Origin of the sequence: Burkholderia sp. Ax-1720 (genome assembly GCF_011753035.1) — a bacterium.
Lineage (GTDB): Bacteria > Pseudomonadota > Gammaproteobacteria > Burkholderiales > Burkholderiaceae > Burkholderia > Burkholderia gladioli.
In genome coordinates this window covers 1-21,637 of sequence record NZ_VWWK01000127.1, presented here as the reverse complement: position 1 = coordinate 21,637, position 21,637 = coordinate 1, and the positions used below count along the sequence as shown (strand labels likewise).

General features: G+C 70.8%; 17 protein-coding genes, 1 pseudogene and 1 riboswitch. Of the genes and pseudogenes, 11 read left to right on the top strand and 7 right to left on the bottom strand.

What is annotated here, in order from left to right; translation table 11 throughout:
- Positions 1–21 precede the first annotated feature (21 nt).
- Positions 22–1,707, top strand: coding sequence for an ATP-binding protein (locus tag F3J18_RS26620; RefSeq protein WP_205194258.1), 1,686 nt, complete (start codon positions 22–24; stop codon positions 1,705–1,707).
- 57 nt (positions 1,708–1,764) lie between these two features.
- On the opposite strand, the gene F3J18_RS26615 is transcribed toward F3J18_RS26620, so the two are convergent.
- On the bottom strand, positions 1,765–2,202 hold the full coding sequence (locus F3J18_RS26615; RefSeq protein ID WP_025097778.1) for a response regulator: 438 nt from the start codon (positions 2,200–2,202) through the stop codon (positions 1,765–1,767).
- Between the two features lie 64 nt (positions 2,203–2,266).
- Positions 2,267–4,624: an ATP-binding protein gene (locus F3J18_RS26610; protein ID WP_166915127.1), complete on the bottom strand. Its 2,358-nt coding sequence runs from the start codon at positions 4,622–4,624 to the stop codon at positions 2,267–2,269.
- A gap of 589 nt (positions 4,625–5,213) precedes the next feature.
- Here F3J18_RS26610 and F3J18_RS38295 point away from each other — a divergent pair.
- The 5 genes and pseudogenes from F3J18_RS38295 to maiA all read left to right on the top strand — a co-directional run.
- Positions 5,214–5,477, top strand: a pseudogene (locus F3J18_RS38295) (transposase); the annotation flags it as partial.
- Positions 5,478–6,030: 553 nt separating this feature from the next.
- Positions 6,031–6,801 carry a YkgJ family cysteine cluster protein gene (locus F3J18_RS26600; protein WP_025097775.1) on the top strand — a complete coding sequence of 257 codons (771 nt, stop codon included), beginning with the start codon at positions 6,031–6,033 and terminating at the stop codon, positions 6,799–6,801.
- 280 nt (positions 6,802–7,081) lie between these two features.
- Entirely contained in the window at positions 7,082–8,419 is a 1,338-nt protein-coding gene (gene hmgA / locus F3J18_RS26595; RefSeq protein ID WP_025097774.1) for a homogentisate 1,2-dioxygenase, read from the top strand.
- Positions 8,416–9,732, top strand: coding sequence for a fumarylacetoacetase (gene fahA, locus F3J18_RS26590; RefSeq protein WP_166915125.1), 1,317 nt, complete (start codon positions 8,416–8,418; stop codon positions 9,730–9,732). Before hmgA ends, fahA begins: the two co-directional genes overlap by 4 nt.
- A 4-nt stretch (positions 9,733–9,736) precedes the next feature.
- Positions 9,737–10,408, top strand: coding sequence for a maleylacetoacetate isomerase (gene maiA / locus F3J18_RS26585; protein WP_166915123.1), 672 nt, complete (start codon positions 9,737–9,739; stop codon positions 10,406–10,408).
- A gap of 56 nt (positions 10,409–10,464) precedes the next feature.
- Here the strand turns inward: maiA and F3J18_RS26580 are convergent, their stop codons facing one another.
- Positions 10,465–11,343 (bottom strand): alpha/beta fold hydrolase, encoded by an 879-nt coding sequence (locus F3J18_RS26580; RefSeq protein ID WP_166915121.1) that lies wholly within the window; start codon positions 11,341–11,343, stop codon positions 10,465–10,467.
- 11 nt (positions 11,344–11,354) lie between these two features.
- Positions 11,355–12,638 (bottom strand): MASE1 domain-containing protein, encoded by a 1,284-nt coding sequence (locus F3J18_RS26575; protein WP_166915120.1) that lies wholly within the window; start codon positions 12,636–12,638, stop codon positions 11,355–11,357.
- Positions 12,639–12,880: 242 nt separating this feature from the next.
- On the opposite strand from F3J18_RS26575, the gene F3J18_RS26570 reads away from it, so the two are divergent.
- Positions 12,881–13,738 carry an NmrA family NAD(P)-binding protein gene (locus F3J18_RS26570; protein WP_166915118.1) on the top strand — a complete coding sequence of 286 codons (858 nt, stop codon included), beginning with the start codon at positions 12,881–12,883 and terminating at the stop codon, positions 13,736–13,738.
- A 158-nt stretch (positions 13,739–13,896) separates the two neighbouring features.
- Here F3J18_RS26570 and F3J18_RS26565 read toward each other — a convergent pair whose 3' ends face one another.
- Positions 13,897–14,193: a DUF4148 domain-containing protein gene (locus tag F3J18_RS26565; protein WP_166915109.1), complete on the bottom strand. Its 297-nt coding sequence runs from the start codon at positions 14,191–14,193 to the stop codon at positions 13,897–13,899.
- A gap of 322 nt (positions 14,194–14,515) precedes the next feature.
- Here F3J18_RS26565 and F3J18_RS26560 point away from each other — a divergent pair, with 322 nt between their 5' ends.
- A complete protein-coding gene (locus F3J18_RS26560) occupies positions 14,516–15,289 on the top strand; it encodes an SDR family NAD(P)-dependent oxidoreductase (RefSeq protein WP_166915107.1) in 774 nt (257 codons plus the stop codon).
- A gap of 75 nt (positions 15,290–15,364) precedes the next feature.
- Here the strand turns inward: F3J18_RS26560 and F3J18_RS26555 are convergent, their stop codons facing one another.
- Entirely contained in the window at positions 15,365–16,342 is a 978-nt protein-coding gene (locus tag F3J18_RS26555; protein WP_013691201.1) for a LysR family transcriptional regulator, read from the bottom strand.
- A gap of 305 nt (positions 16,343–16,647) precedes the next feature.
- Positions 16,648–16,828, top strand: a riboswitch (yybP-ykoY riboswitch).
- A gap of 67 nt (positions 16,829–16,895) precedes the next feature.
- Between F3J18_RS26555 and F3J18_RS26550 the strand changes: the two genes are divergently transcribed.
- The 3 genes from F3J18_RS26550 to F3J18_RS26540 all read left to right on the top strand — a co-directional run bounded on the left by F3J18_RS26550 (position 16,896) and on the right by F3J18_RS26540 (position 20,636).
- On the top strand, positions 16,896–17,888 hold the full coding sequence (locus tag F3J18_RS26550) for a sodium:calcium antiporter (RefSeq protein WP_166915105.1): 993 nt from the start codon (positions 16,896–16,898) through the stop codon (positions 17,886–17,888).
- Between the two features lie 464 nt (positions 17,889–18,352).
- Positions 18,353–19,789 carry an MFS transporter gene (locus F3J18_RS26545; protein WP_166915103.1) on the top strand — a complete coding sequence of 479 codons (1,437 nt, stop codon included), beginning with the start codon at positions 18,353–18,355 and terminating at the stop codon, positions 19,787–19,789.
- A 175-nt stretch (positions 19,790–19,964) separates the two neighbouring features.
- Positions 19,965–20,636 (top strand): aspartyl/asparaginyl beta-hydroxylase domain-containing protein, encoded by a 672-nt coding sequence (locus F3J18_RS26540; protein WP_025101936.1) that lies wholly within the window; start codon positions 19,965–19,967, stop codon positions 20,634–20,636.
- A 70-nt stretch (positions 20,637–20,706) separates the two neighbouring features.
- On the opposite strand, the gene F3J18_RS26535 is transcribed toward F3J18_RS26540, so the two are convergent.
- Positions 20,707–21,637: alpha/beta fold hydrolase (locus F3J18_RS26535; RefSeq protein WP_166915101.1), on the bottom strand; the 931-nt coding region annotated here is incomplete at its 5' end.

The window sequence follows — 21,637 nt, the reverse complement described above, 5'->3', positions numbered from 1 at the left end:
GGCTGAGGCGCGCCGCCCGTCATGGACGATTTCCGCCTCGATCCTTCCGCGCCGCGCGCCGGCTCGCCGGTCGCGCGCGCGAGCGACGCCGCCTCCGAGGCGATGCGCGCGGCCGCCGCCGCCTTCGACTGCCTGCCCGATGCCTACCTGATCGTCAACGCGCGGCACGAGGTGCTGCTGGCCAACCGCCGCTACCTGGAACTGCTCGACGTGCCGCCCGAGGCGGTGCTCGGCATCCGCGTGCAGGACATCAACCAGTTCGGCACGCCGGCCCAGCGCGAGGCGCGCCGCGAATGGCTCGACGAGGCGCTGCGCGGGCCCTTGCGCCGCGAGTCGGCCTGGTCGCCGGTGTTCCGCTACGAGATGCCGGTGGCGCGCGACGACGGCGCGCTCGCGTCGATGCCGCGCTACTGGCGCATCAAGACCACCCCGCTCGAGTCGGCCGATCCGACGCTGGCCGGCGCGATCGCGATCCTGGTCAGCGAGGCCACCGACCACGTGGCCGAATACGAACGCGACCAGCGCGAGCGCGCCAAGCTGCGTTCGCAGGCGCAATTGCGCCAGGTGGTGGCCGACGAGGCGCGCGCCCAGTTGCGCGAGCAGCAGGAGCAGTTCGAGATCGCGATGGCCTTCTCGCAGGTCGGCGCCTGGCAGCTCGATCCGCATAGCGGCCGCATCGACTGCACCGACCAGTGCCGCACCAACCTCGGCCTGGCGGTCGACGAGGCGCTCACGCGCGAGCGCTGGTTCGGCGATATCGTCCATCCCGGCGATCGCGCGCGGCTGCGCGAGGCGATGGAGCAGGCGCTGGACGCGCGCGGCCAGTTCGAGGTCGATTTCCGGGTCGGCTGGCAGGACGGCACGGCGCGCTGGATCCTGGTGCGCGGGGTGGGCCGCTATCACGCCAGCGGCGTGCTCAGCAGCGTGCTCGGCTTCACGCTCGACATCACCGCGCGCAAGCAGTCCGAGCTCGAGACGCAGGCCACCGCCGCCGCCGAGAAGCGCGCGCGCGAGGAAAGCGAGCGCCTGGCCACCGCGATGGACCACTTCATCGCCACCGTCAGCCACGAGCTGCGCTCGCCGCTCAACGCGATCCTGAGCTGGTGCGAGCTGATGCGCCGCTCGCCCGAGCCGGCCCTGGTCACGCGCGCCGGCGAGGTGATCAACCGCAACGGGCGCCAGCTCGCCCACATGGTGGACGACCTGCTCGACAGCGGCGCGATCGTCACCGGCAAGCTCTCGGTGCTGCCGCGGCCGGTCGACCTGGGCGCGCTGGCCGGCATCGTGATCGAGGACATGCGGGTGATCGCCGAGGCCAAGGGCCTGGCGCTGATCGCCGAGCGCCTGCGCCCGGCGCCGGTGATGGCCGACGAGCATCGCATCAAGCAGATCGTCTGGAACCTGCTGTCGAACGCGGTGAAGTTCACGCCGCAGGGCAGCATCGAGGTATCGATCGAGACGGCCGGCGAGCAGGTCGAGCTGGTGGTGTGCGATACCGGGCGCGGCATCGACCCGAGCATGCTGGAACGCGTGTTCGAGCGTTTCCAGCAATCGGCCGCCGATGGCGAGGGGCGCGTGGCGGGGCTCGGCCTGGGGCTGTGGCTGGCGAGGAACCTGATGGAGCGGCAGGGCGGCGAGATCGTCGCCGAGAGCGAGGGCCCGGGCCGCGGCGCGACCTTCCGGGTGCGCCTGCCGGTCTATCGCTGAGGGCGCGGCGAGAGATGGCCACGCGGGCCGAGAGGGCCGGGGCGCGATGCCCCGGGCTCAGCGCTGGTAGGGCGGCGGTTCGTTCAGCACCGCCCAGAACATGCCGAGATCGTTGATCGCGGCCATGAAATCGTCGAACGCGACCGGCTTCACGACATAGGCGTTGACGCCGAGATCGTAGCTGCGCAGCAGGTCCTTCTCCTCGCGCGAGGAGGTCAGCATCACCACCGGGATAGTGCGCAGGCTCTCGTCGGCGCGCACGCTCTTGAGCACTTCGTGGCCGTCGATCTTCGGCAGCTTCTTGTCGAGCAGGATCACCGCCGGATTCTGGTCCGCGCGCTCCGCCCACTTGCCTTCGCGGCGCAGGAAGTCGAGCGCCTCCTCGCCGTCCCGCACCGACACCACCGGATTCGCCAGGCGCGTCTTCTCGAGCGCGATCAGCGTCAGTTCGATGTCGTCAGGATTGTCTTCCACCAGAAGGATCGGTCTTAACACACTCGCTCCATTGCTTGATTACCGGTTCTTTCGTCGCCGCCGGGTGCCACACGAATGCGGCGGCTCATTTGGCCTGCTTGGGCACCGAGCGCGAACCGCGCCCCGGTGCCAGCGCTTCCAGCCGGGCCGCCGCGCTGTTCGCGCTTTCCTCGCGTTCCACCGCCGCGCCGGCGAACACGCGCGGCAGCGTAAACCAGATCGTCGCGCCGCGATCGAGCTCGCCTTCGGCCCAGACTTTTCCGCCGTGCCGCTCGACGATCCGTTTTACTGAAGCAAGACCGATGCCTGTGCCGTCGAATTCCTCGACGTGATGGAGCCGCTGGAACACGCCGAACAATTTGTCGACGTAGCGCATGTCAAAGCCCACGCCGTCGTCGCGCACGAAGAACAGGTCCTGGCCGGCCAACTCGCGCTGGCCGTCGCGGCGTCCGATCTCGATGTGCGCCACGGGCCGGGAGGCGGAGAATTTTACAGCGTTCTCGACCAAGTTACGCAGTACCAGGTGGATCAGGACCGGGTCGGCCATCACCGCGCCGAGCTCGTCGACGCGCCATTCGATGCGGCGCTCGCCGAGCTCCTTGCTCTCGTCGGCGATCAGCGCCTGGACCATTGCGTTCAGCTCGATCTTCTGCGGGCGCAGCGCCGAGCGGCCCATGCGCGAGAAGGCCAGCAGGTCGTCCACCAGCTTGCCGCCCACGCGCGCCGAGTTGACGATGCGCTCGACGAAGTGGCGCCCGCGCTCGGACAGGTTCGGCATCTCCATCTCGCGCAGCAGGTCGGCGAAGCCGACGATATGGCGCAGCGGCGCGCGCAGGTCGTGCGAGACCGTGTAGGAGAAGCCTTCCAGCTCCTGGTTGGCGCGGCCCAGCTCGAGCGCCAGCTCGGCCAGCTCCTCGGCGCGGCGCAGCACGATGCCGAGCAGGGCGGCGCGGAATTCCAGCGCGATCTCGCGCTCGGCCGGCCGCCACGGCGGCGAGTAGCCGCGCACGATGTCGGTCCAGACCTCGAAGCTCTTGCGCGGCGAGAGCGAGTCGGCCAGCGGCGCGAGCTTCTCGCGCGGGTCGCCCGCCCACTTGATGGTCTTCACCACCTCGGGCCGGAACCAGACGATGTAGTTGCGGAACAGCCGCGAGATCGACACCGCCAGCGCACCCGCGCAGTCGGGGCTGGCCTCCACCACCGGCACGTCGCGCGCCAGGTTGTCGGTCCAGAACACCTCGTCGACCTGGGTGTCCAGCCACTTCACCAGCTGGGCCACCTGCGGCTCGGGCGGCGTGACGCCGGCCAGCACCACGCGGCCCTCGAACACGATCGCCGCGCCCGCGGCATGGGTCAGGCGCAGCAGGTCGCGCGGGTCGGCCGCCAGCGTGTCGACGAAGTGCTCGGTATCGGCCATCGAGGCCAGCAGGCGCGCGAGCAGGTGGCGCAGGTCCAGGCGCAGCGCCGCGTCGGCGTGATCCTCCTTGGCCTCGATCTGCAGCGACAGCACCTGGGCGATGTGCTCGCAGGCGGTGCGCACCTCGAAGGGCGGCACGCGCGCCGTGTCGTGGTGGCAGGAGATCAGCCCCCAGAGCTTGCCGCCCACCACGATCGACATCGACATCGAGGCCAGCGTGCCCATGTTCTTCATGTACTGCACGTGCACCGGCGAGATGCTGCGCAGCGAGGCGTAGGTCAGGTCGGTGGGGCGCTGCGTCGAGGGATGCCGCGACGGCGTGAGCGGCACCGGCCGGTAGTCGGCGTCGGCGATCAGGCGGATCCGGTTGCGCACGTAGAGCGCGCGCGCCTGGGCGGGGATGTCGGAAGCCGGGAAGTGCTGGTCCGCGTAGGAGGCGTAGCCGGGCTCGATACGCTCGGCGATCACGTGGCCGTTGCCGTCGTCGTCGAAGTTGTAGACCAGGGTGCGGCCGAAGCCGGCGATCCGGTGCACCTCGTCGGCGGCCAGCTCGGCCAGGTCGGCGGTGGTCTGCACTTCCTGCAGGCGGTTGATGAAGGTGCGCACCAGCGGGTACATCGACGAGAACACGTCGATGGTGCCGCGCGCCGGCTCGAATTCGACGATCGCGATGTCGTCGTGGCGGTGCACCACGATCGCGAACGGCGACTTGCGCGTTGCGTCGCGGCGCGGATCGTCCATCGAGCCGAGGTAGAGCGGCAGGCCGTTGGTGTCGTGCTCGCGCAGCGCGGCCACGATGGTGGCCGCCCAGCTCTCGCCGACGAAGCGCGCCAGCGGCAGGCCGGGCAGCGCCTCGGGCGCGCCGCCGACCAGCTCGACGGCGTTTTCGCTGGCCTGCAGGACCGTGCCTTCGGCGTCGATCGATAGCAGGAATCCGTGCGGCTGGATGCCGCCGGGGATATGGATGGGTTCTCGCGCGCAATCGGCGCCGTTCGTGTCTGAAACGGTGGGGATCGGGGCTGCCATGAGCACTCCAGGCTGGGATGCGGGCATTTTCGCACAGGGGCGCGGGGCGCCGGCATGGGCGGCGGGCGTCGGTTCGCCTCGCGAAGCCGCGCGGCGGGGGCGCCAGGGCAGGGCGGCGGGCGGCGCGGGATCGAGGCCTGGGCCGCCGCGAAGCTGCCGCGGGTACCGGCCGGGGCGCTCGGAAGGGCGGCAAGGCGCGAGGAAGGGGGACAACCGGCTAGTCGGCGTGTTGGGAAGGAGGAGGCCCGGGCATCGAGCATGCTGCATCGCAAAAGACGTTCCCGGAACGCGTCATCGGCAAGCCCGACATGGCCGTCAGGCGTTCGGCGCGGGATCGGATTGCTGCGGCGCAACTTCATGCGCCGCGGGTCACGGCGCGGCGATCTTCCGTCTGGACCGGAATTACAGGACAGACAACGGCATGACGGATCGTTTTAATAGGTCCTGTGAAAGCGGTATTCGGTCGAGTCGATTGTGAATCCAGGCGGCTGTCCGACACCGATTCAGGGCTAATAAAACGACGACGCCGGTCAGTCCCGCCGCGCCGTCCTATGAAGACGAGGTTGAGATGACTGCCGATACGACACCGATGCTCGACGACACGCTGTGGTCCATGATCCAGCCCCTGCTGCCGCCGGCCAAGCCGCGCCGCACGCGCTACCCGGGCCGCAAGCCGCTGGACGACCGTTCCGTGATGGCGGGGATCCTGTTCGTGCTCGAATCGGGCATCCCCTGGGGGCAGTTGCCGCAGGAGCTCGGCTATGGCTCGGGCATGAGCTGCTGGCGCCGCCTGCGCGACTGGCAGCAGGCGGGCGCCTGGGAGCAGATTCACGCGGTGCTGATGAAGCAGCTGCACATGGCCGAGCGGATCGACTGGTCGCGCGTGTTCATCGAATCGCCGTCGAGCCGCTCGAACCGCGCCGAGACGCCGGCCGCGCAGATCATGCTCGATGCGCCTGCGCCGCGCGCGCCGCAGGCGCTGGGCCCGCTGCCCTCGCCCTTGCCCTCGCCGCTGCCGCTGGTCCAGCCGGTGCAGCACCTGGCGCACGTCACGCATGCGCAGCACGCCTCGCAGCCGGCGCAGGCCTTGGCCCTGGCCCGGCACGATGTCAGCGAAGTGAGCTGAGCGACCCTCGCCGCGCCTCATCTCCACCCCGGGGCGCGGCGGCCGGCCCGCCGCGCCTGTCTCCTGACTGTCCCCCGACTGCCTCTCGATCGCCCCGGCCCGCCGGGCGCCACTGCCGTCCCGCCTCGCACGAGCCCGCGCGCAGGACGCCGAAACTCGCTATAGTTCGTCGCCCGCCTGCCGGCCGTGGAATCGTTCCGCGTCCGGCCGAGCGGGGCTTTCCAGCGGCCGCGCGCTCCCTGCCCGGAGCCGCCGCCGCCAAGACGATCGAGGTTCCCCAGTGAGCGATATTGCGTTCCAATGCACGTCGTGCGGCAACTGCTGCCACGACCTGCGCCTGCCCGTCACGCCCGCCGAGGCGCTGGGCTGGCTCGAGCGCGGCGGCCGCGTCGACGTGCTCTGCGAGGCCGTGCCCTGGCCGACCGAACCCGAGCCCGGCAACGCCTTCGCCGAGTACAAGCGGCGCCGCAGCTTCGCCGCCGACAGCGGCTCGCTGCCGATTCGCGTCGACGTGACGCTGGCGGCCTCGTTCAGCGGCCCCTGCCCGAACCTGCTCGAGGACATGCGCTGCGGCGCCTACGAGATCCGGCCGATGGTGTGCCGCGTCTACCCGGCCGAGATCAATCCCTTCATCCCGCTCGCTCCCGCCAACAAGGGCTGCCCGCCCGAGGCATGGCAGGCAGCCACGCCGCTGATCACGGGCGGCGTGATCGTCGATGCCGTCACGCGCGAGGCCGCCGAGCGCAGCCGCGTCGCGCACGAGCAGGCGGTGCCGGCCAAGCAGGCGATCTGCGCGGCGCTCGGCATCGCGCATGCCTCGGTGTCGAACGAGGGTTTCCTGATCGTCGCGCCGGAGCCGGCGCGCCTGCTCGAGGTGCTGCGGGCGCTGCCGTCCGGGCCCGAGGCGGCGGCCCCGCCTGCCGGCTCCTGGACGCTGGTGTCGAACCGCCAGCCGACCGTCGAGGTGCTGGGGCAGGTCGGCGCGATCAGCGAACTCGATCGCGCCGGCACGGGCGGGTATCAGTACCTCGGGATGTTCGAGGCGGCCTGAACGGCCGTTTTTTCCAAGCCTTCCGCGTGAGGCGAGCCGGCCGGGCGCCGCCCCGGGCCGGCGTCGCCGCGTTCGTGCCGGTTCCTGCCGCGCCGCCCGCTGTTTCTTCCTTCCTCCTGTTTCCCCGGTTTGCCGCCCCGGCAGGCCGGTGCTCGTTCGCGCGCCGCCGCGTCTTAGGGTAAACGCAATTTCACGTATGGGAAACGAGTTATACAATGCGTAAAAAATTTCCGAGATAGACCGGGCGACGAAGCCTGCCCGGACCGACTGGAGCGCATCCATGACCTTCGACCTGAGCCGACCGGGCGAGACCGGCTACCAGCCCGGCTTCGCGAATCACTTCGCGAGCGAGGCGCTGCCGGGCGCCTTGCCCGCCGCGCAGAACTCGCCGCAGCGCGCGCCTTACGGCCTGTACGCCGAGCAGTTGAGCGGCACCGCCTTTACCGCGCCGCGCGCGCACAACCGCCGCTCCTGGCTGTACCGGATCCGCCCGGCCGCCGTGCACCGGCCGTTCGAGCCGCTGCCGCGCCCGCTCGCGCTGGTGGCCGAGTTCGGGGCCGAGTCGGCCGAGGTGCCGCCCACGCCGCCGAACCAGTTGCGCTGGGACCCGCTGCCGATCCCGGCCGAGCCGACCGATTTCGTCGACGGCTGGGTGACCATGGCCGGCAACGGCTCGGCCGCCGCGATGAACGGCTGCGCGATCCATCTCTACGCGGCCAATCGCTCGATGCGCGAGCGCTTCTTCTACAGCGCCGACGGCGAGCTGCTGATCGTGCCGCAGCAGGGGCGCCTGTTCATCGCCACCGAGCTGGGCCGCCTCGACGTCGAGCCGCAGCAGATCGCGGTGATCCCGCGCGGCGTGCGCTTCACGGTGGCGCTGCCCGACGGCGAGGCGCGCGGTTACGTCTGCGAGAACTTCGGCCAGGCGCTGCAACTGCCCGACCTCGGCCCGATCGGCTCGAACGGCCTGGCCAACCCGCGCGACTTCGAGACGCCGCACGCGGCCTACGAGGACCGCGAGGGCGATTTCGAGCTGGTCGCCAAGCTCAACGGCCGGCTCTGGCGCGCCGCGATCGGCCACTCGCCGCTCGACGTGGTGGCCTGGCACGGCAACTACGCGCCGTATCGCTACGACCTGCGCCGCTTCAACACCATCGGCTCGATCAGCTACGACCATCCCGATCCCTCGATCTTCCTGGTGCTGCAGGCGCCCAGCGACACGCCGGGCGTCGACACGCTCGACTTCGTGATCTTCCCGCCGCGCTGGCTGGCGGCCGAGTCGACCTTCCGGCCGCCCTGGTTCCACCGCAACGTGGCCAGCGAATTCATGGGCCTGATCCATGGCGCCTACGACGCCAAGGCCGAGGGCTTCGTGCCGGGCGGCGCGAGCCTGCACAACTGCATGTCCGGGCACGGGCCCGACGCGGGCACCTTCGAGAAGGCCTCGGCGGCCGATACCTCGCGCCCGCACAAGGTCGGCGACACCATGGCCTTCATGTTCGAGACGCGCACCCTGATCCGGCCGACGCGCTTCGCGCTGGAGACCTCGCAACTGCAGGCCGACTACTACCGCTGCTGGCAGGACCTCGCCAGGCACTTCAACCCGGAGCAACGATGACCGTCACCGATCTCGACGCCACGCTGGCCGCCACGCTGCGCAGCTGGCTCGATTCGGCCAACCAGGCCGATTGCGATTTCCCGATCCAGAACCTGCCGTTCGGTATCTTCGGCGACGCGCGCGCGCCGCGCGCCGGCGTGGCGCTCGGCGACGCGATCGTCGACCTCGCGGCGCTGGCCGAGGCGGGCCTGCTCGCGGTGCCGGGCGCCGATGCGCGCGCGCTGTTCGAGGCCAGCACCCTGAACGGCTTCATCGCGCTGGGCCGGGACGCCTGGCGCGCGGTGCGGGTGCAGTTGAGCGCGCTGTTCGCGCAGGGCAACGCGCGGCTGCGCGAGGACGCGGCGCTGCGCGAACGCGTGCTGGTGCCGCAAGCCGGCGCGACGCTGCACCTGCCGGTCGAGATTCCCGGCTACACCGATTTCTATTCCTCGAAGGAGCACGCGACCAACGTCGGCTCGATGTTTCGCGATCCGAAGCATGCGCTGCTGCCGAACTGGTCCGAGATGCCGATCGGCTACAACGGCCGCGCGTCCTCGGTGGTGGTGAGCGGCACGCCGGTGCGCCGCCCGCTCGGCCAGTTGAAGCTGCCCGACCAGGAGCGGCCGGTGTTCGGCGCCAGCCGCCGGCTCGACATCGAGTTGGAGACCGGCTTCATCGTCGGCCGCGGCAACGCGCTCGGCGAGCCGATTCCCTGCGAGACGGCCGAGCAGCATATCTTCGGCATGGTGCTGCTCAACGACTGGAGCGCGCGCGACATCCAGCAATGGGAATACGTGCCGCTCGGGCCGTTCAATGCCAAGACCTTCGCCACCACCATCTCGCCGTGGATCGTCACGCTCGACGCGCTGGCGCCGTTCCGCGTCGCGCAGCCGAGGCAGGAGCCGTTGCCGCTGCCCTACCTGCGGCATGCCGGCGAACACGGCTTCGACATCCGGCTCGAGGTGCGGCTGCAGCCCGAGGGCGCGGCCGAGCCGAGCGTGATCTCGCGCAGCAACTTCCGGCACATGTACTGGAGCATGGCGCAGCAGCTCGCGCATCACACCGTGTCGGGCTGCAATACGCGGGTGGGCGACCTGATGGGCTCGGGCACCATCAGCGCACCCGACCAGCACGGCTACGGCAGCCTGCTGGAGCTGAGCTGGGGCGGCAAGGCGCCGATCGCGCTGGCGGGCGGCGGCACGCGCGCCTTCATCGAGGACGGCGATACGCTGACGCTCGCCGGGCATTGCCAGGGCGACGGTTATCGCGTGGGTTTCGGCACCTGCACGGGCACCATCCTGCCGGCGCCGGCGCATGACTTCGGTGGGGAGTGAGGCCATGTCCGCGCTCGCGCTTCATGGGTATTTCCGCAGCTCGGCCTCGTATCGCGTGCGCATCGCGCTGAACCTGAAGGGGCTCGACTACGCGCAACTGCCCGTGCACCTGCTGCGCGGCGGCGGCGAGCAACTGGGCGAGGCCTATCGCCGGATCCATCCCGACGGCCTGGTGCCGGCGCTGGTGGATGGCGATGCGCCGCCGCTGCTCCAGTCGCTGGCGATCGTCGAGTATCTCGACGAGTGCTACCCCGAGCCGCCGCTGTTGCCGACCGCGGCGGCCGATCGCGCCTATGTGCGCTCGGTGGCGCAGCAGATCGCCTGCGAGATCCATCCGCTCAACAACCTGCGCGTGCTCGGCTATTTGAAATCGAGGCTCGGCGTGAGCGACGAGCAGAAGAGCGCCTGGTACGCGCACTGGATCGGCAATGGCTTCGCCGCGCTCGAACGGCGCCTGGCGGCCGAGCCGCGCGTGGGGCGCTTCGTGTTCGGCGACACGCCGGGCCTGGCGGATCTGTGCCTGGTGCCGCAGATCTGGAATGCCAGGCGTTTCGCGATCGCGCTCGACGACTACCCGACCCTGGTCGGGCTTGACGAGCGTGCTGCCGCGCTGCCGGCCTTCGCGCGCGCGGAGCCTGCGCGGCAGCCCGATGCGGAACCGCCGCCGTCGAGTTAGAACGGGGCGGTGACGGGCCCTTGTCGAGGGAAGCGGCCCACACGGCCCGGCGCGCTTCAGCCCGCCTCGTCACCCGAATCGGCTGGATCGGCTGAATTGCCTGCGTTGCCCGGGTCGCCATCCCCGCTGCCGCGGCCCATGCGGCGCGCCATGGCCGGGCTCACCGCATGTACCGGATCGAAGCCGAAGAAGGCCAGCAACTGCCGGGCCACCTCGTCGCGTTCGTTGTCGGCGCAGATCATGTGGTAGCTGTCCTCGAGCACCACGCTGCGCGCATCGGGCAGCGTGTCCTGCAGGAAGGACTGCGAGCGCAGGCTGGTCAGCTCGTCCTCGCGCGCGTGCACCACCAGGGTCGGGCAGCGCGTCTCGGGCGCGGCCGCCTGCACCCAGGCGCGCATGCGATCGACCTGCCCGACGCAGGACAGCGGCACCCAGGGATAGTGGAAATTGTCCTGGCGCTCGAATTTCTTCTTTACGATCGCGCGCACCAGCGGATTCTTGATGCCGAACGGTTCGCCTTCCTCCACGCGCATGCGCCGGGCCAGTTGCGGCAGGCGATAGATCAGGTGTCGCAGCGGGCGATACCAGGGCGTCGACCAGCCGTCGATGAACACCGGCGCGGCCAGCAGCGCCAGCCGCCCGCGCGCGTGCCCGACGCGATGGCAGAGCAGCAGGGCGACCAGCGCGCCCATGCACATGCCGGCCACGTGCAGCGTGTCGTATTCCCCCTCGAGCTGCCGATACTGCTCGACCACCGCGTCGAGCCAGGCTTCCGCGCGCACCTCGGCGAGATCCTCGGGGCGCGTGCCGTGGCCGGGCAGGGTGATCATGTGCGCGTCGCCGCCGGCGCGCCGGATCGCCTTGTGCATCGAGCCGAGATCGTGACGCGTGCCGCCCAGCCCGTGGATCAGCAGAACGCCGGTGCGATCGTTCATGATGGCCGCGCCTAGTTCGCGCGATCCCCGAGCAGCCAGACGCCGGCGAACACCGCCACCTCGGCGGCCGCATCGCGCAGCGCGCTGCCGTGATCGACGATCGCCAGCGTGCCGCCGTCGGGCTGGATCACGCGCAGCCGCAAGGGCGCGCGCGTGTCCTGCGCCTGCTCGGCCGACCAGCTCTCTCGCAGGGCCGCGCGATCGTCGGGATGCAGGCGCTCGAGCAGCAGCGGCAGGCTCGCCACCTGCCCGGCGGCGATGCCCGCGCCGAACACGCTGCCGAGCTCGCCGGTCCATTCGAGCTGCCCCGATTGCGGGTCGAGCACGTAGGCGAGCTGGCCGGCGCCGGCCAGCGCCAGCGCCACGTTGTTCTGCTGGCGCGCGGCCTGTTCGTGCACGCGCTCGCGGTTGGTCTTCAGCGTGCTGACGGTGAGCACCAGCAGCGAGGCGATCGCCAGATAGAACTGCACTTCCAGCAGCGAGCGGCCGTGATGGTCGTCGAGCCAGGCGAACGGCCCGTCGTCCTGCGCGGTCAGGCCGATCGCGATCAGCGCCAGGACCAGCATCGACACCGAGCCGCTGCGCCCGCCCAGCAGGATGGTCACGACCACGGTCAGGAACAGCGGGATGTAGGTCAGCGAGAACAGGATGCCGATGTCCTCGATGCGCGCCGCCGATTCGCTGAAGACCAGCGCCGCGCTCGCCACCATCAGCACGAAGCAGGCGATGCCGAGCCAGAGATCGAAGCGCTCGTGGTCGCCCGAGCGATGGGCGCGAAAGCGCGACCAGGAAGCCAGCACCGGCGTGACCAGCAGCACCCCGACGAAGCTCGAGGCCGCGCCGATCGCCACCGCGCCCAGCGTGGCATGGCCGCCGCGCAGGCTCAGCCAGGCCGCGTCGCCGAGCGCCGCCACCGCTCCGGCCAGCAGCCCCGCGAAGATCACCGAACGCAGGAAATACAGGCCCTCGAGCGCGAAACCGGTGCGCTGGATCAGCCACACGGCCAGGGCGGCTGCGCCGACGTCGTCGACGGCATACAGCAGGGCATCGAGCCAGCGGCCCAGCTCGAAGCCGCCCAGCAGCCATTGCGCCAGCAGGAACAGGCCGCCGAGCAGGGGCCAGTCGCGTACCGGGCGCAGCATGAAGGCGCCGACCGTCACGCCGGTCGGCAGCCAGATGTAGTCGATCGAGTCGTCGACGGCCCCGAGCCGATACGACAGGTAGCCGCTCAGCACATACAGCGCCACCCACCACCAGGCGGACGCGAATTCGGGTCTTGCGCGTGTCGTCGCCATCGAGCACTCCTTGCGGCCGGGCGTGGCCGGCCTGTCTGTTCAGAGCGCGATTGTACGCGTCCCGAACGCTCGTGGCGTGGCGACTCATGACGAAACGTCATCGATGTCCTGACTTCCCGGCCATTCGTCGCGACGCCCGCGCGGCTTACGCTGCGAGCAGTCGCATCGAACCCGCGCCGCCCAGGCGGGCCGGCTCGATCGCGGTGGCGAACCCAATATTCAGTGATCCGGAGGACAGGACGATGTATGCAGTGACAGGTATTACCGGCAAGGTCGGGGGAGAAGTCGCGCGAACGCTGCTGGCCGCCGGCCTGCCGGTGCGCGCGGTGGTGCGCGACGCGGCCCGGGGCGCGCCCTGGGCCGCGCTCGGCTGCGAGGTGGCGGTCGCCGAAATCGGCGACGCCCAGGCGCTGGCCCGGGCCTTCGCCGGCACCGCGGGCGTGTTCTTCATGACGCCGCCGAACTACGATCCGGCGCCGGGCTTTCCCGAGACGGTGGAGAACTGCGAATCGATCCGCCATGCGATCGAGACGGCGCGGCCGGGCCGCGTGGTGTTCCTGTCGACGGTCGGCGCGCAGGTGGCCGAGCCCAACCTGCTGAACAACTCACGCATGACCGAGACCATGCTGCGCACGCTCGAGGTGCCGGTCGGCCTGCTGCGCGCCGCCTGGTTCATGGAGAACGCGGCCTGGGACGTCGAGGCTGCACGGAGCGGCACGATCCCGTCCTTCCTGCAGCCGCTCGATCATCCGATCCCGATGGTCGCCACGGTGGACATCGGCCGCACCGCCGCGGCCATGCTGCGCGAGGACTGGACCGGCACGCGCGTGGTCGAGCTGGAGGGCCCGCGCCGCTACAGCGCGAACGACATCGGCGCGGCCTTCGCGGCGGCGCTCGGCCATCCGGTGACGATGGCGCCGGTGCCGCGCGATACCTGGGATGCGTTGTTCCGCTCGCAGGGCATGCAGTATCCGATGCCGCGCATCCGCATGATCGACGGCTTCAACGAAGGCTGGATCGATTTCGAGCGCGAGGGCAGCGAGCATCGCGTGGCCCCGACCACGCTGGAAACCGTGCTGAAGGGGCTGGTGGCGCGCTGAGCGGCACGCCGCCCGAAGCCGGGTGTGTCGACGAGGCCCTCGCCGCGCAAGCGGCGAGGGCCTCGTACTTTGTGTCGGCGTAATGATGCCGGCGCAACGAAACAGGGCCGATCCTGCGATCGGCCCTGCAAGCTTCCAGCGCGAACGGCGGGCGTGCATCAATGATGCGCGTAGAGCGGTTCGCCGGCCACCGGCGCCCGCGCGCTGCCGGCTTCGCCGCGCGCCGCGGGCTGCGTGCCGATGCCGGCGGCGGCCTGGCTCGCGTTCAGCTTCGCCTCGGCGGCCTGGATCGAATCCGGGTAGTGGACGTCGTTGCGCGCCGGCCGGTAGCCGATGCTTTCGAGCCGGACCAGTTCCTCGCGCACCTGGGCGCGCGTGACGGTGGATTGCGCCTGCGCGGCGAGCGGCGCGGCGAGGCTGGCCGCGAGCAGCAGGATGGACCAACGAGATTGCATGATGAGACTCCCATGATAGTCAGGACAAGAAAGCTTGTCGCTCGACAGGAAGAATTGTCTCCAGGCCGGCCCGGTGGAAACAGGCACGTCGTCTCATCGCATCGATGCGGCGACGGCATCAATGCCGGCCCCGAATCGATGCGATGCCGCGCGCGGCATTGCCCGGCGCGGCTGGCCTCGCCACAATCGGCATCACATGCTGTTCGACATGGCCGCTGCGCCGCTCACCGGTGAATTCAACCGGGGCTTCGGCGCGGGCACGGCACGGAACGATAGCGCGCCGGCTCCGGCATTTCCCGACATTCAAGCAAGCGGAGGACACATGGCAAGGATCTTCATCACCGGATCGACCGACGGGCTCGGGCTGATGGCCGGGCAACTGCTGGCGCAGGGCGGCCATCGCGTTGTGCTGCATGCGCGCAACGCCGAACGTGCCGACCAGGCGCGGCGCCGCCTGCCGGGCGCCGAGGCGATCGTCAGCGGCGATCTCTCGACGCTCGACGCGATGCGCGAGGTGGCGGAGCAGGCGAACCGGCTGGGGCAGTTCGATGCGGTGATCCACAACGTCGGCGTCGGTTATCGCGAGCGCCGCATCGAGACCGCGGATGGCCTGCCGCACGTGTTCGCGATCAACGTGCTGGCGCCCTACGTGCTGACCGCCTTGATGCATCGCCCGCGGCGCCTCGTTTATCTGAGCTCGGGCATGCATCGCGGCACCGCGGCGGCGCTCGACGACCTGGCCTGGACGCGGCGGCGCTGGAACGGTGCCGATGCCTATTCGGAAAGCAAGCTCTACGACGTGCTGCTGGCCTTCGCGGTGGCGCGGCGCTGGCCCGGCGTGCTGTCGAACGCGCTGGAGCCGGGCTGGGTGCCCACCCGCATGGGCGGGCCCGGCGCGCCCGACGATCTCGACCAGGCGCATCGCACCCAGGCCTGGCTCGCGGTGGGCGAGGACGAGGGCGCGCGGGTCAGCGCCCGGTATTTCTTCCACATGAAGCCGCGCCAGCCCGATCCGGCCACGCGCGAGGTGGCCTTGCAGGAGCGCCTGCTGGCCGAATGCGAACGCCTGTCGGGGGTGGCCTTGCCGGTGGCGTGAAGCGGGGCGGCGGCGTTGCCGTCATCGCGCCCGGCGGGGGGCAGCGCGCGGATTGCGGGCCCGCGCTTCAAGCCTTCAAGCCTTCGCGCGCGGCTTGCGCGAGGATCTGGCGGGCGGCACGAGCGGCGCCGCGCCGCCCGTGCCCGCGTCGGTCAGCGACACCACGAAGTCGAGGAAGGCGCGCGTCTTCGCGGGCGGGTGATTGGCGCTCAGGTAGAGCGCATGGAGCGGGAAGCGTTCGTCGGGCCAATCGGGAAACAGCTCCACCAGCCGGCCCTCGGCCAGCAGCGCCTCGGAGCCGAGCGCCATCACCTGGGCCACGCCGTAGCCGGCCGCGCAGGCGCTCAGCATGGTGCCGACATCGTTGACCACCAGCCGCGCCTGCGTTTCGACCACGATGCGCTCGCGCTTGCGATGGAATTCCCAGGGAAACGGCCGGCCGCTCTCGGGATCGCGGAAGTCGATGCAGACGTGCCTGCCGTCGCCGAGCTCCTGAGGCTTGAGCGGGCGGCCGTGGCGCGCCAGGTAGTCGGGCGAGGCGACCGTGAGGATGCGCGTGTCGAGCAGCTTGCGCGCGCGCATCGCCGATTCGCGCGGCACGCCGAAGCGCACCGCGAGATCGAAGCCGTCTGCCACCAGGTCGCCGAGCTGGTCGCGCGTGACCAGCTCGAGCCGTAGTTCGGGATGCTGATTGAGGAAGGCCTCGAGGCGCGGCCCGAGCATCAGCCGCGAGAAGAACGGATCGATGTTCACGCGCAGCCGGCCGCGCACCACGGTGGCGCTGCCCGAGGCGGTGGCGGCCGCTTCCTCCAGCCCGGAGAGCAGCGGCGTGATCTGCCGGTGGAAGCGCCGGCCCTCGTCGGTCAGCGACACGGCGCGCGTGCTGCGATCGAACAGGCGGATCTCGAGCCGCGTTTCGAGCCGCGCGATCGCGCGGCTCACGCCCGGTTGCGACATGTCGAGCCGCTCGGCCGCGGCGGCGAAGCTGCCGGCTTCCACCACGGCCACGAAGATGCTCATGCCGTTCAGTACGCGTTCGTCGAATCCCGGCATTCAGGCTTCCGTGCTCGTTGATGGGGGGCTTGCCGATCCTGCGCGACCTGCCGCGATCGGCTGCCGGCGACGATAGCACGGCGATGCCCGTGCCCGCGAGGCGCGTCGGGCGCGCGAAAGGCGGCTTCGGCCGGGCGAGCCGCGCCACGGCTGGCGCGCGGCGACCCATGCGGATCCGTCATCACGGCGATGACGCCCAGGGCATGGCGCGGGCCGCGCGGCGCCGGCATCATGCGCGCGGGCTCCGGCGGCGGCGTGCCACGACGGCCCGAAAATTGGTGTTGTCACAATGTTCGGCTAGAATAGCGCCTGTCTTAGGGGAGTAGTCTGCTTCGCCTCCCCGGCGAAGCGCCGACGTCAACATATTTGGCCAGCATGGCCATGGCGTCGGCAGCCGTTGTTGTCCACGGCCTGACGAGACTTATGACGTTTCCCTCCACCCTGGCCGGGCGGGAGGGTTGCGTCATGGTTGCGTCGCCCGGCCCGTGGAGATAATAAAAGTGTCCCTCAATCCCTCCTGCCGTACCCGTCTCGCCATCGCGGAGTCGCCGCGATGATCCTCACCTTCGTTCTCCTGATCGCCGCGGCCGGCATCATCTATTTTTCCTGCGAAACCTTCGTCAACGGCGTGGAATGGCTCGGCCAGAAGCTGAACCTGACGCAGACCGCCACCGGCACGATCCTCGCCGCGTTCGGCACGGCCCTGCCCGAGAGCGTGGTCACCCTGGTCGCGGTGGCCTTCGGCACCACCCCGGCGCACAAGGAAATCGGCGTGGGCGCCGCGATCGGCGGCCCGCTGGCGCTGAGCACGGTGGCCTACGCGGTGGTCGGCTTCGCGCTGCTGGCGGTGGCCAGGAAGCTCGGCCGCGCGCCCGAGGTGGATGCCAACACCGCGCAACTGCGCCGCGACCAGCTCTGGTTCCTGGCCATCTTCGTGGCCAAGATCGGCCTCGGCCTGGTGGTGTTCCAGTACAAGCCGCTGCTCGGCATCGCCTTCCTGGCGGCCTACGCGCTGTATTGCTGGCGCGAGCTGACGGCCGACGGCGACGGCAGCGAACACGGCGATCTCGAGCCCTTGATGCTGCGTCCGCGCTCCGACAATCCGGCGATGGGCTGGGTGGTCCTGCAGACGGTGGGCGCGCTGGTGGTGATCTTCGCCGCCTCGCACCTGTTCGTCGGCCAGATCGAGGCGGTCGGCCCCTGGCTCGGCCTGAGCCCGCAGCTCACGGCGCTGCTGTTCAGCCCGATCGCCACCGAGCTGCCCGAGATCATGAACGCGGTGATCTGGGTGCGGCAGGGCAAGGAACGCCTGGCGCTGGCCAACATCAGCGGCGCGATGATGATCCAGGCCACCATCCCGACCGCGTTCGGGCTGTTCTTCACGCCCTGGCATCTCGCCTCGCCGTCGATCCTCGCGGCCGTGATGACGGCCATCGCGATCGTGTTCCTGCAGTTCGTGTTCCGCGCGCGCCGCGTCAGCAGCCGCCTGCTGACCTGCGTCGGCGGCTTCTATGCGGTGTTCGCCGGGCTGCTGCTGGTGATCTGAGCCGCGCTGCGGGGCCGGGCTCGCGCACCGAGGGGGAGCGCGAGGCACGGCCCCGCCACGCCGGCTCGCGGCGGCGGCGCTCGCCGCCGCGCTTGCCCGGCTTTCCGTTTCCCGTCTTTCCCGCCTTTCCCGCACTTTCCCGCTCTTTCCGTCGCTCGCCCGACCCGGAGCGTGTCGCCGAGCCGCGCCGCTCCGCCGATGCCGCTTCGCGCGGCCCGCCTCGTCCCCGCATTTCCGGGACAGACGGGCGCCGTGCCCCATGCTCCAATCGTCCTGGCGTCGACCGGCTCTTCGGCACGGCGCACGCCCCGGCGCGGCCTGCCCGGCCGCATCCGGCATGCGCACCGGCCGCCGCCGGCCCGTCGCCGCGCGACACTCCTGACAGCGAACGCGATCCCCATGAGCCGCCAGATCCTCCTCCGGAATTCGTCCGGCCGCGCCGCGCCGCGTGCGGGGAACCGCCGATGAGCGGCTTCCTGAGCGGCTTGCGGCTCCATCTCGGGCAGCGCTTCTACCTGCTGCTGGCCGGCGAATCGCTGTCGATGTGCAGCGGCTCGCTGGTCGAGTTCGCGCTGGGCATTTGGATCTATTCGCATAGCGGTTCGGTGGCCGATTTCGCCGGCGCGGTGCTGGCGGTGACCTGGCCGCCGGTGCTGATCCTGCCGCTGGCCGGCGCGCTGGCCGACCGCCTCGACCGCAAGTACCTGATCGTCGGCTCGGACGTGCTGCTCTCGCTGATCCTGGCCCTGCTTGGCTGGCTGCTCTGGAGCGACCAGCTGCAACTGGTCCACCTGTACCTGTTCAACTGCATCGCCTCGATCATCGCGGCGGTGCGCCAGCCCGCCTACCAGGCGGTGGTCGCGGCGATCGTGCCGCCCGACGGCTACGTGCGCGCCTCCGGCCTGACCGGCCTCGGCGCGAGCCTGGCGACCATGTTCGCGCCGCTCGCGGCCGGCCTGCTGATGGGCGCGGTCGGCCTCGACGGGGTGATCGTGGTGTCGTTCGCGGCCTTCGTGCTCGGCGCGCTGCTGGTGTTGCGCTCGCTGCGGCGCACGGCGCGGGGGCCGGCCGCCGAGGCAACGGCGAATGCGGCGGCGCATGTGGCGGCGCACGCGGGCGGCCCGGCCGCCGACGCGAGCGGCGCCGAGGCCGGCGTCTCGGTGGCCGCCGACGTGTTCCGCAACCTGCGCGCCGGCCTGGCGTTCTTCCGCGGCGACCGCCTGATGTCCTGGCTGCTCGCCTACGCGATGATGCGCAGCTCGCTGTTCGCGCTGGCCACCGCGATGATCACGCCGCTGGTGCTGGCCGGCCACACGCAGCAGCAGCTCGGCTGGATCTATACCTGCGGCGCGCTCGGCGGCCTGGCCGGCGGCCTGCTGATCGTGGTGATCGGCACGCCGCGCCGCATGATGCTGACGGTGCTCTGCTTCGACGCGCTGATGGCCTCCAGCGTGTTCGGCATCGGCGCGGCCAACTCGACGCTCGGCTACTGCGTGTTCGCGTTCACCGCGCTGGCCTCGGGCTCAGTCGCCGAGGGCTGCGTGAAGGCGATGTGGATGAGCAAGGTGCCGCCGCGCTATCACGGCAGCGTGTTCTCCCTGGTGGCGATGTTCCTGCTCGCGGCCGCCTCCCTGACCCTGCTGGGCGGCGGCCTGCTGGTCGATCACGTGCTGGACCCGGCCCTGTCCGCCGGCGGCTCGCTGGCGGGTACCGCGGTGGGCGACTGGCTGGGCGTCGGCAAGGGGCGCGGCGTGGCCCTGCTGTTCGTGATCAGCGGCGTGGCCGGTGCCCTCTGGTGCCTCGTCACACTGGCCTCGGCGCGCATGCGCCGGCTCGACTCGCTGGTGCCCGACGGCGTGCCGGCGATCGCGATCGAGAGCGCGGCGAGGGCCGAAGGCTAGCCTCGCGCCGCGCGCGCCGATGTCCGTGGAAGACGCGACAGACGCGCGGCGCCGGCGGTGCTTCAATGGCTCTGCCGTGTCACTTCCGCAGACGCGGGGCCGCGCCCGATGCGCCGGCCCGTCGTCGTATCCGTCCCCAGCCGCGCAGCGCGCGGCGCCGATACCTGTCCAGCCGATGGAAACCATTCTTCAAGACCAGTCCGCGAGCTTCTGCCAGCACGTTCCCGAATCGACGCCGCGTCCCGCCTTCTACCCGCTCGAGCAGTTCCCGCGCCTGAACGAGCTGGCCGCGCAATGGGAGATCATCCGCGACGAGTTCCTCAAGCTGAACGCCCCGACGCTCGACATCGATCGCGTGGGCAAGTCGCACGTCGAGGTGTATGCCGAGACGCTCGAGCACGTCAACGGCGGCGGCGAGTACGGCTGGCTGATGGGCTGGGGCGAGGGCGAGGCGCCCAACCCGGACTGGACCGCGTATGGCCTGGTCGCCTACGACGAGCCGATCTCGTTCGCCGAGGCCAGGATGCCGAAGACCCTGGCCCTGCTCAAGCGCATCGAGGGCATCAAGATCTGCGCGCTGCAGCGCATGGGCCCGAACGTGTTCCTCAACACCCATCGGCATCCCGAGCTGCACGACCAGGACATGCTGCAACTGCATATCACGATCGACGCGGCCACCGAGCGCGACTACGCCTACCTGAACGTGGCCGGCCACTTCAACCAGAACCGCATCGGCAATGCGATCGTGTTCGACGGCTCGCTCGATCACTTCGCGCTGAACGCCTCGCCGAGCATCCGCACCATCCTCTACATGGAGTTCGAGCGCGACAAGCAGATGGCGCCCTGAGGCACGCGGTGCCCGGCGCGAAACGGCCGCCCTGGGGCGGCCGTTTCGTCATTGGCGGGGCGGGGAATCGTCAGGCGCGGTCCTGCCACCAGCGCGCCAGCGACGCGACGTGCGGCGCCTGCAGCATGGTGTAGTGGTTGCCGTCGCCGCGCCGCTCCTCGATCAGCGGCGCGACGCGCTGCCAGCCCTGGTGAGCGCCCTGGTTCGACTCGACCTCGTCGGCGGCCAGCACCAGGGTGGCCGGGCCCGTGTAGCGCGCGGGCGGCCGGTACACGGTGCGCATCGCGGTGGCGTAGGTGCGCACCAGCCCGTAGGTGTCGCTCGGCCGCGACTGGCGATGCACCAGGCGCAGCGCGAGCATGCCCCGGTGCAGCATCTCCCATTGCTCGCGGCGCTCGGCGCCGAAGTAGGCCGCGCGTTCGATGCCCATGCTCCTGGCGCTGCCGTGCTCGAGCGCGCGCACCAGCGCCCAGGTGACCTCGGTGAAGGTATAGGCGCGGCCCAGCCTGAGGCCCGCCTCGGGCGCCTCGGAATCGATCACGGTCAGCGAGGCGGGCGGCGTGCCGCGCGCCTGCAGGCGGCAGGCCAGGTCGAAGGCGATCCAGCCGCCGAAGGAATGGCCGATCAGGTGTACCGGCGCGCCGTGCTCGGCGCTCAGCAGGTCGATCTGCGCGAGATAGGTGCGCGCGGCCGCCTCGACGCTGGCATGCGGCACCAGCACGCCGTCGAAGCCGCGCGGCTGCAGGCCGTGCAGGTCCCATTGCTCGTCGAGCGCGTTGCAGAACGGCATGAAGGCGGTGACCGCCGAGCCGGCGCCGGGGATCATCACCACCGGCTCGCGGCGGCTGCCGCCCTGGCGCAGCGGGACATGCGGGTTGTAGCCGTGCTCGGGCGACGCGACCAGGCGCCCGGCGCGTTTCTGCAGCTCGGCGCGCAGGGCGCGCACCAGCGCGACGGACAGCGCCGCGGCCGCGCCGGACAGGAAGGGCCGCCCCGCGCCG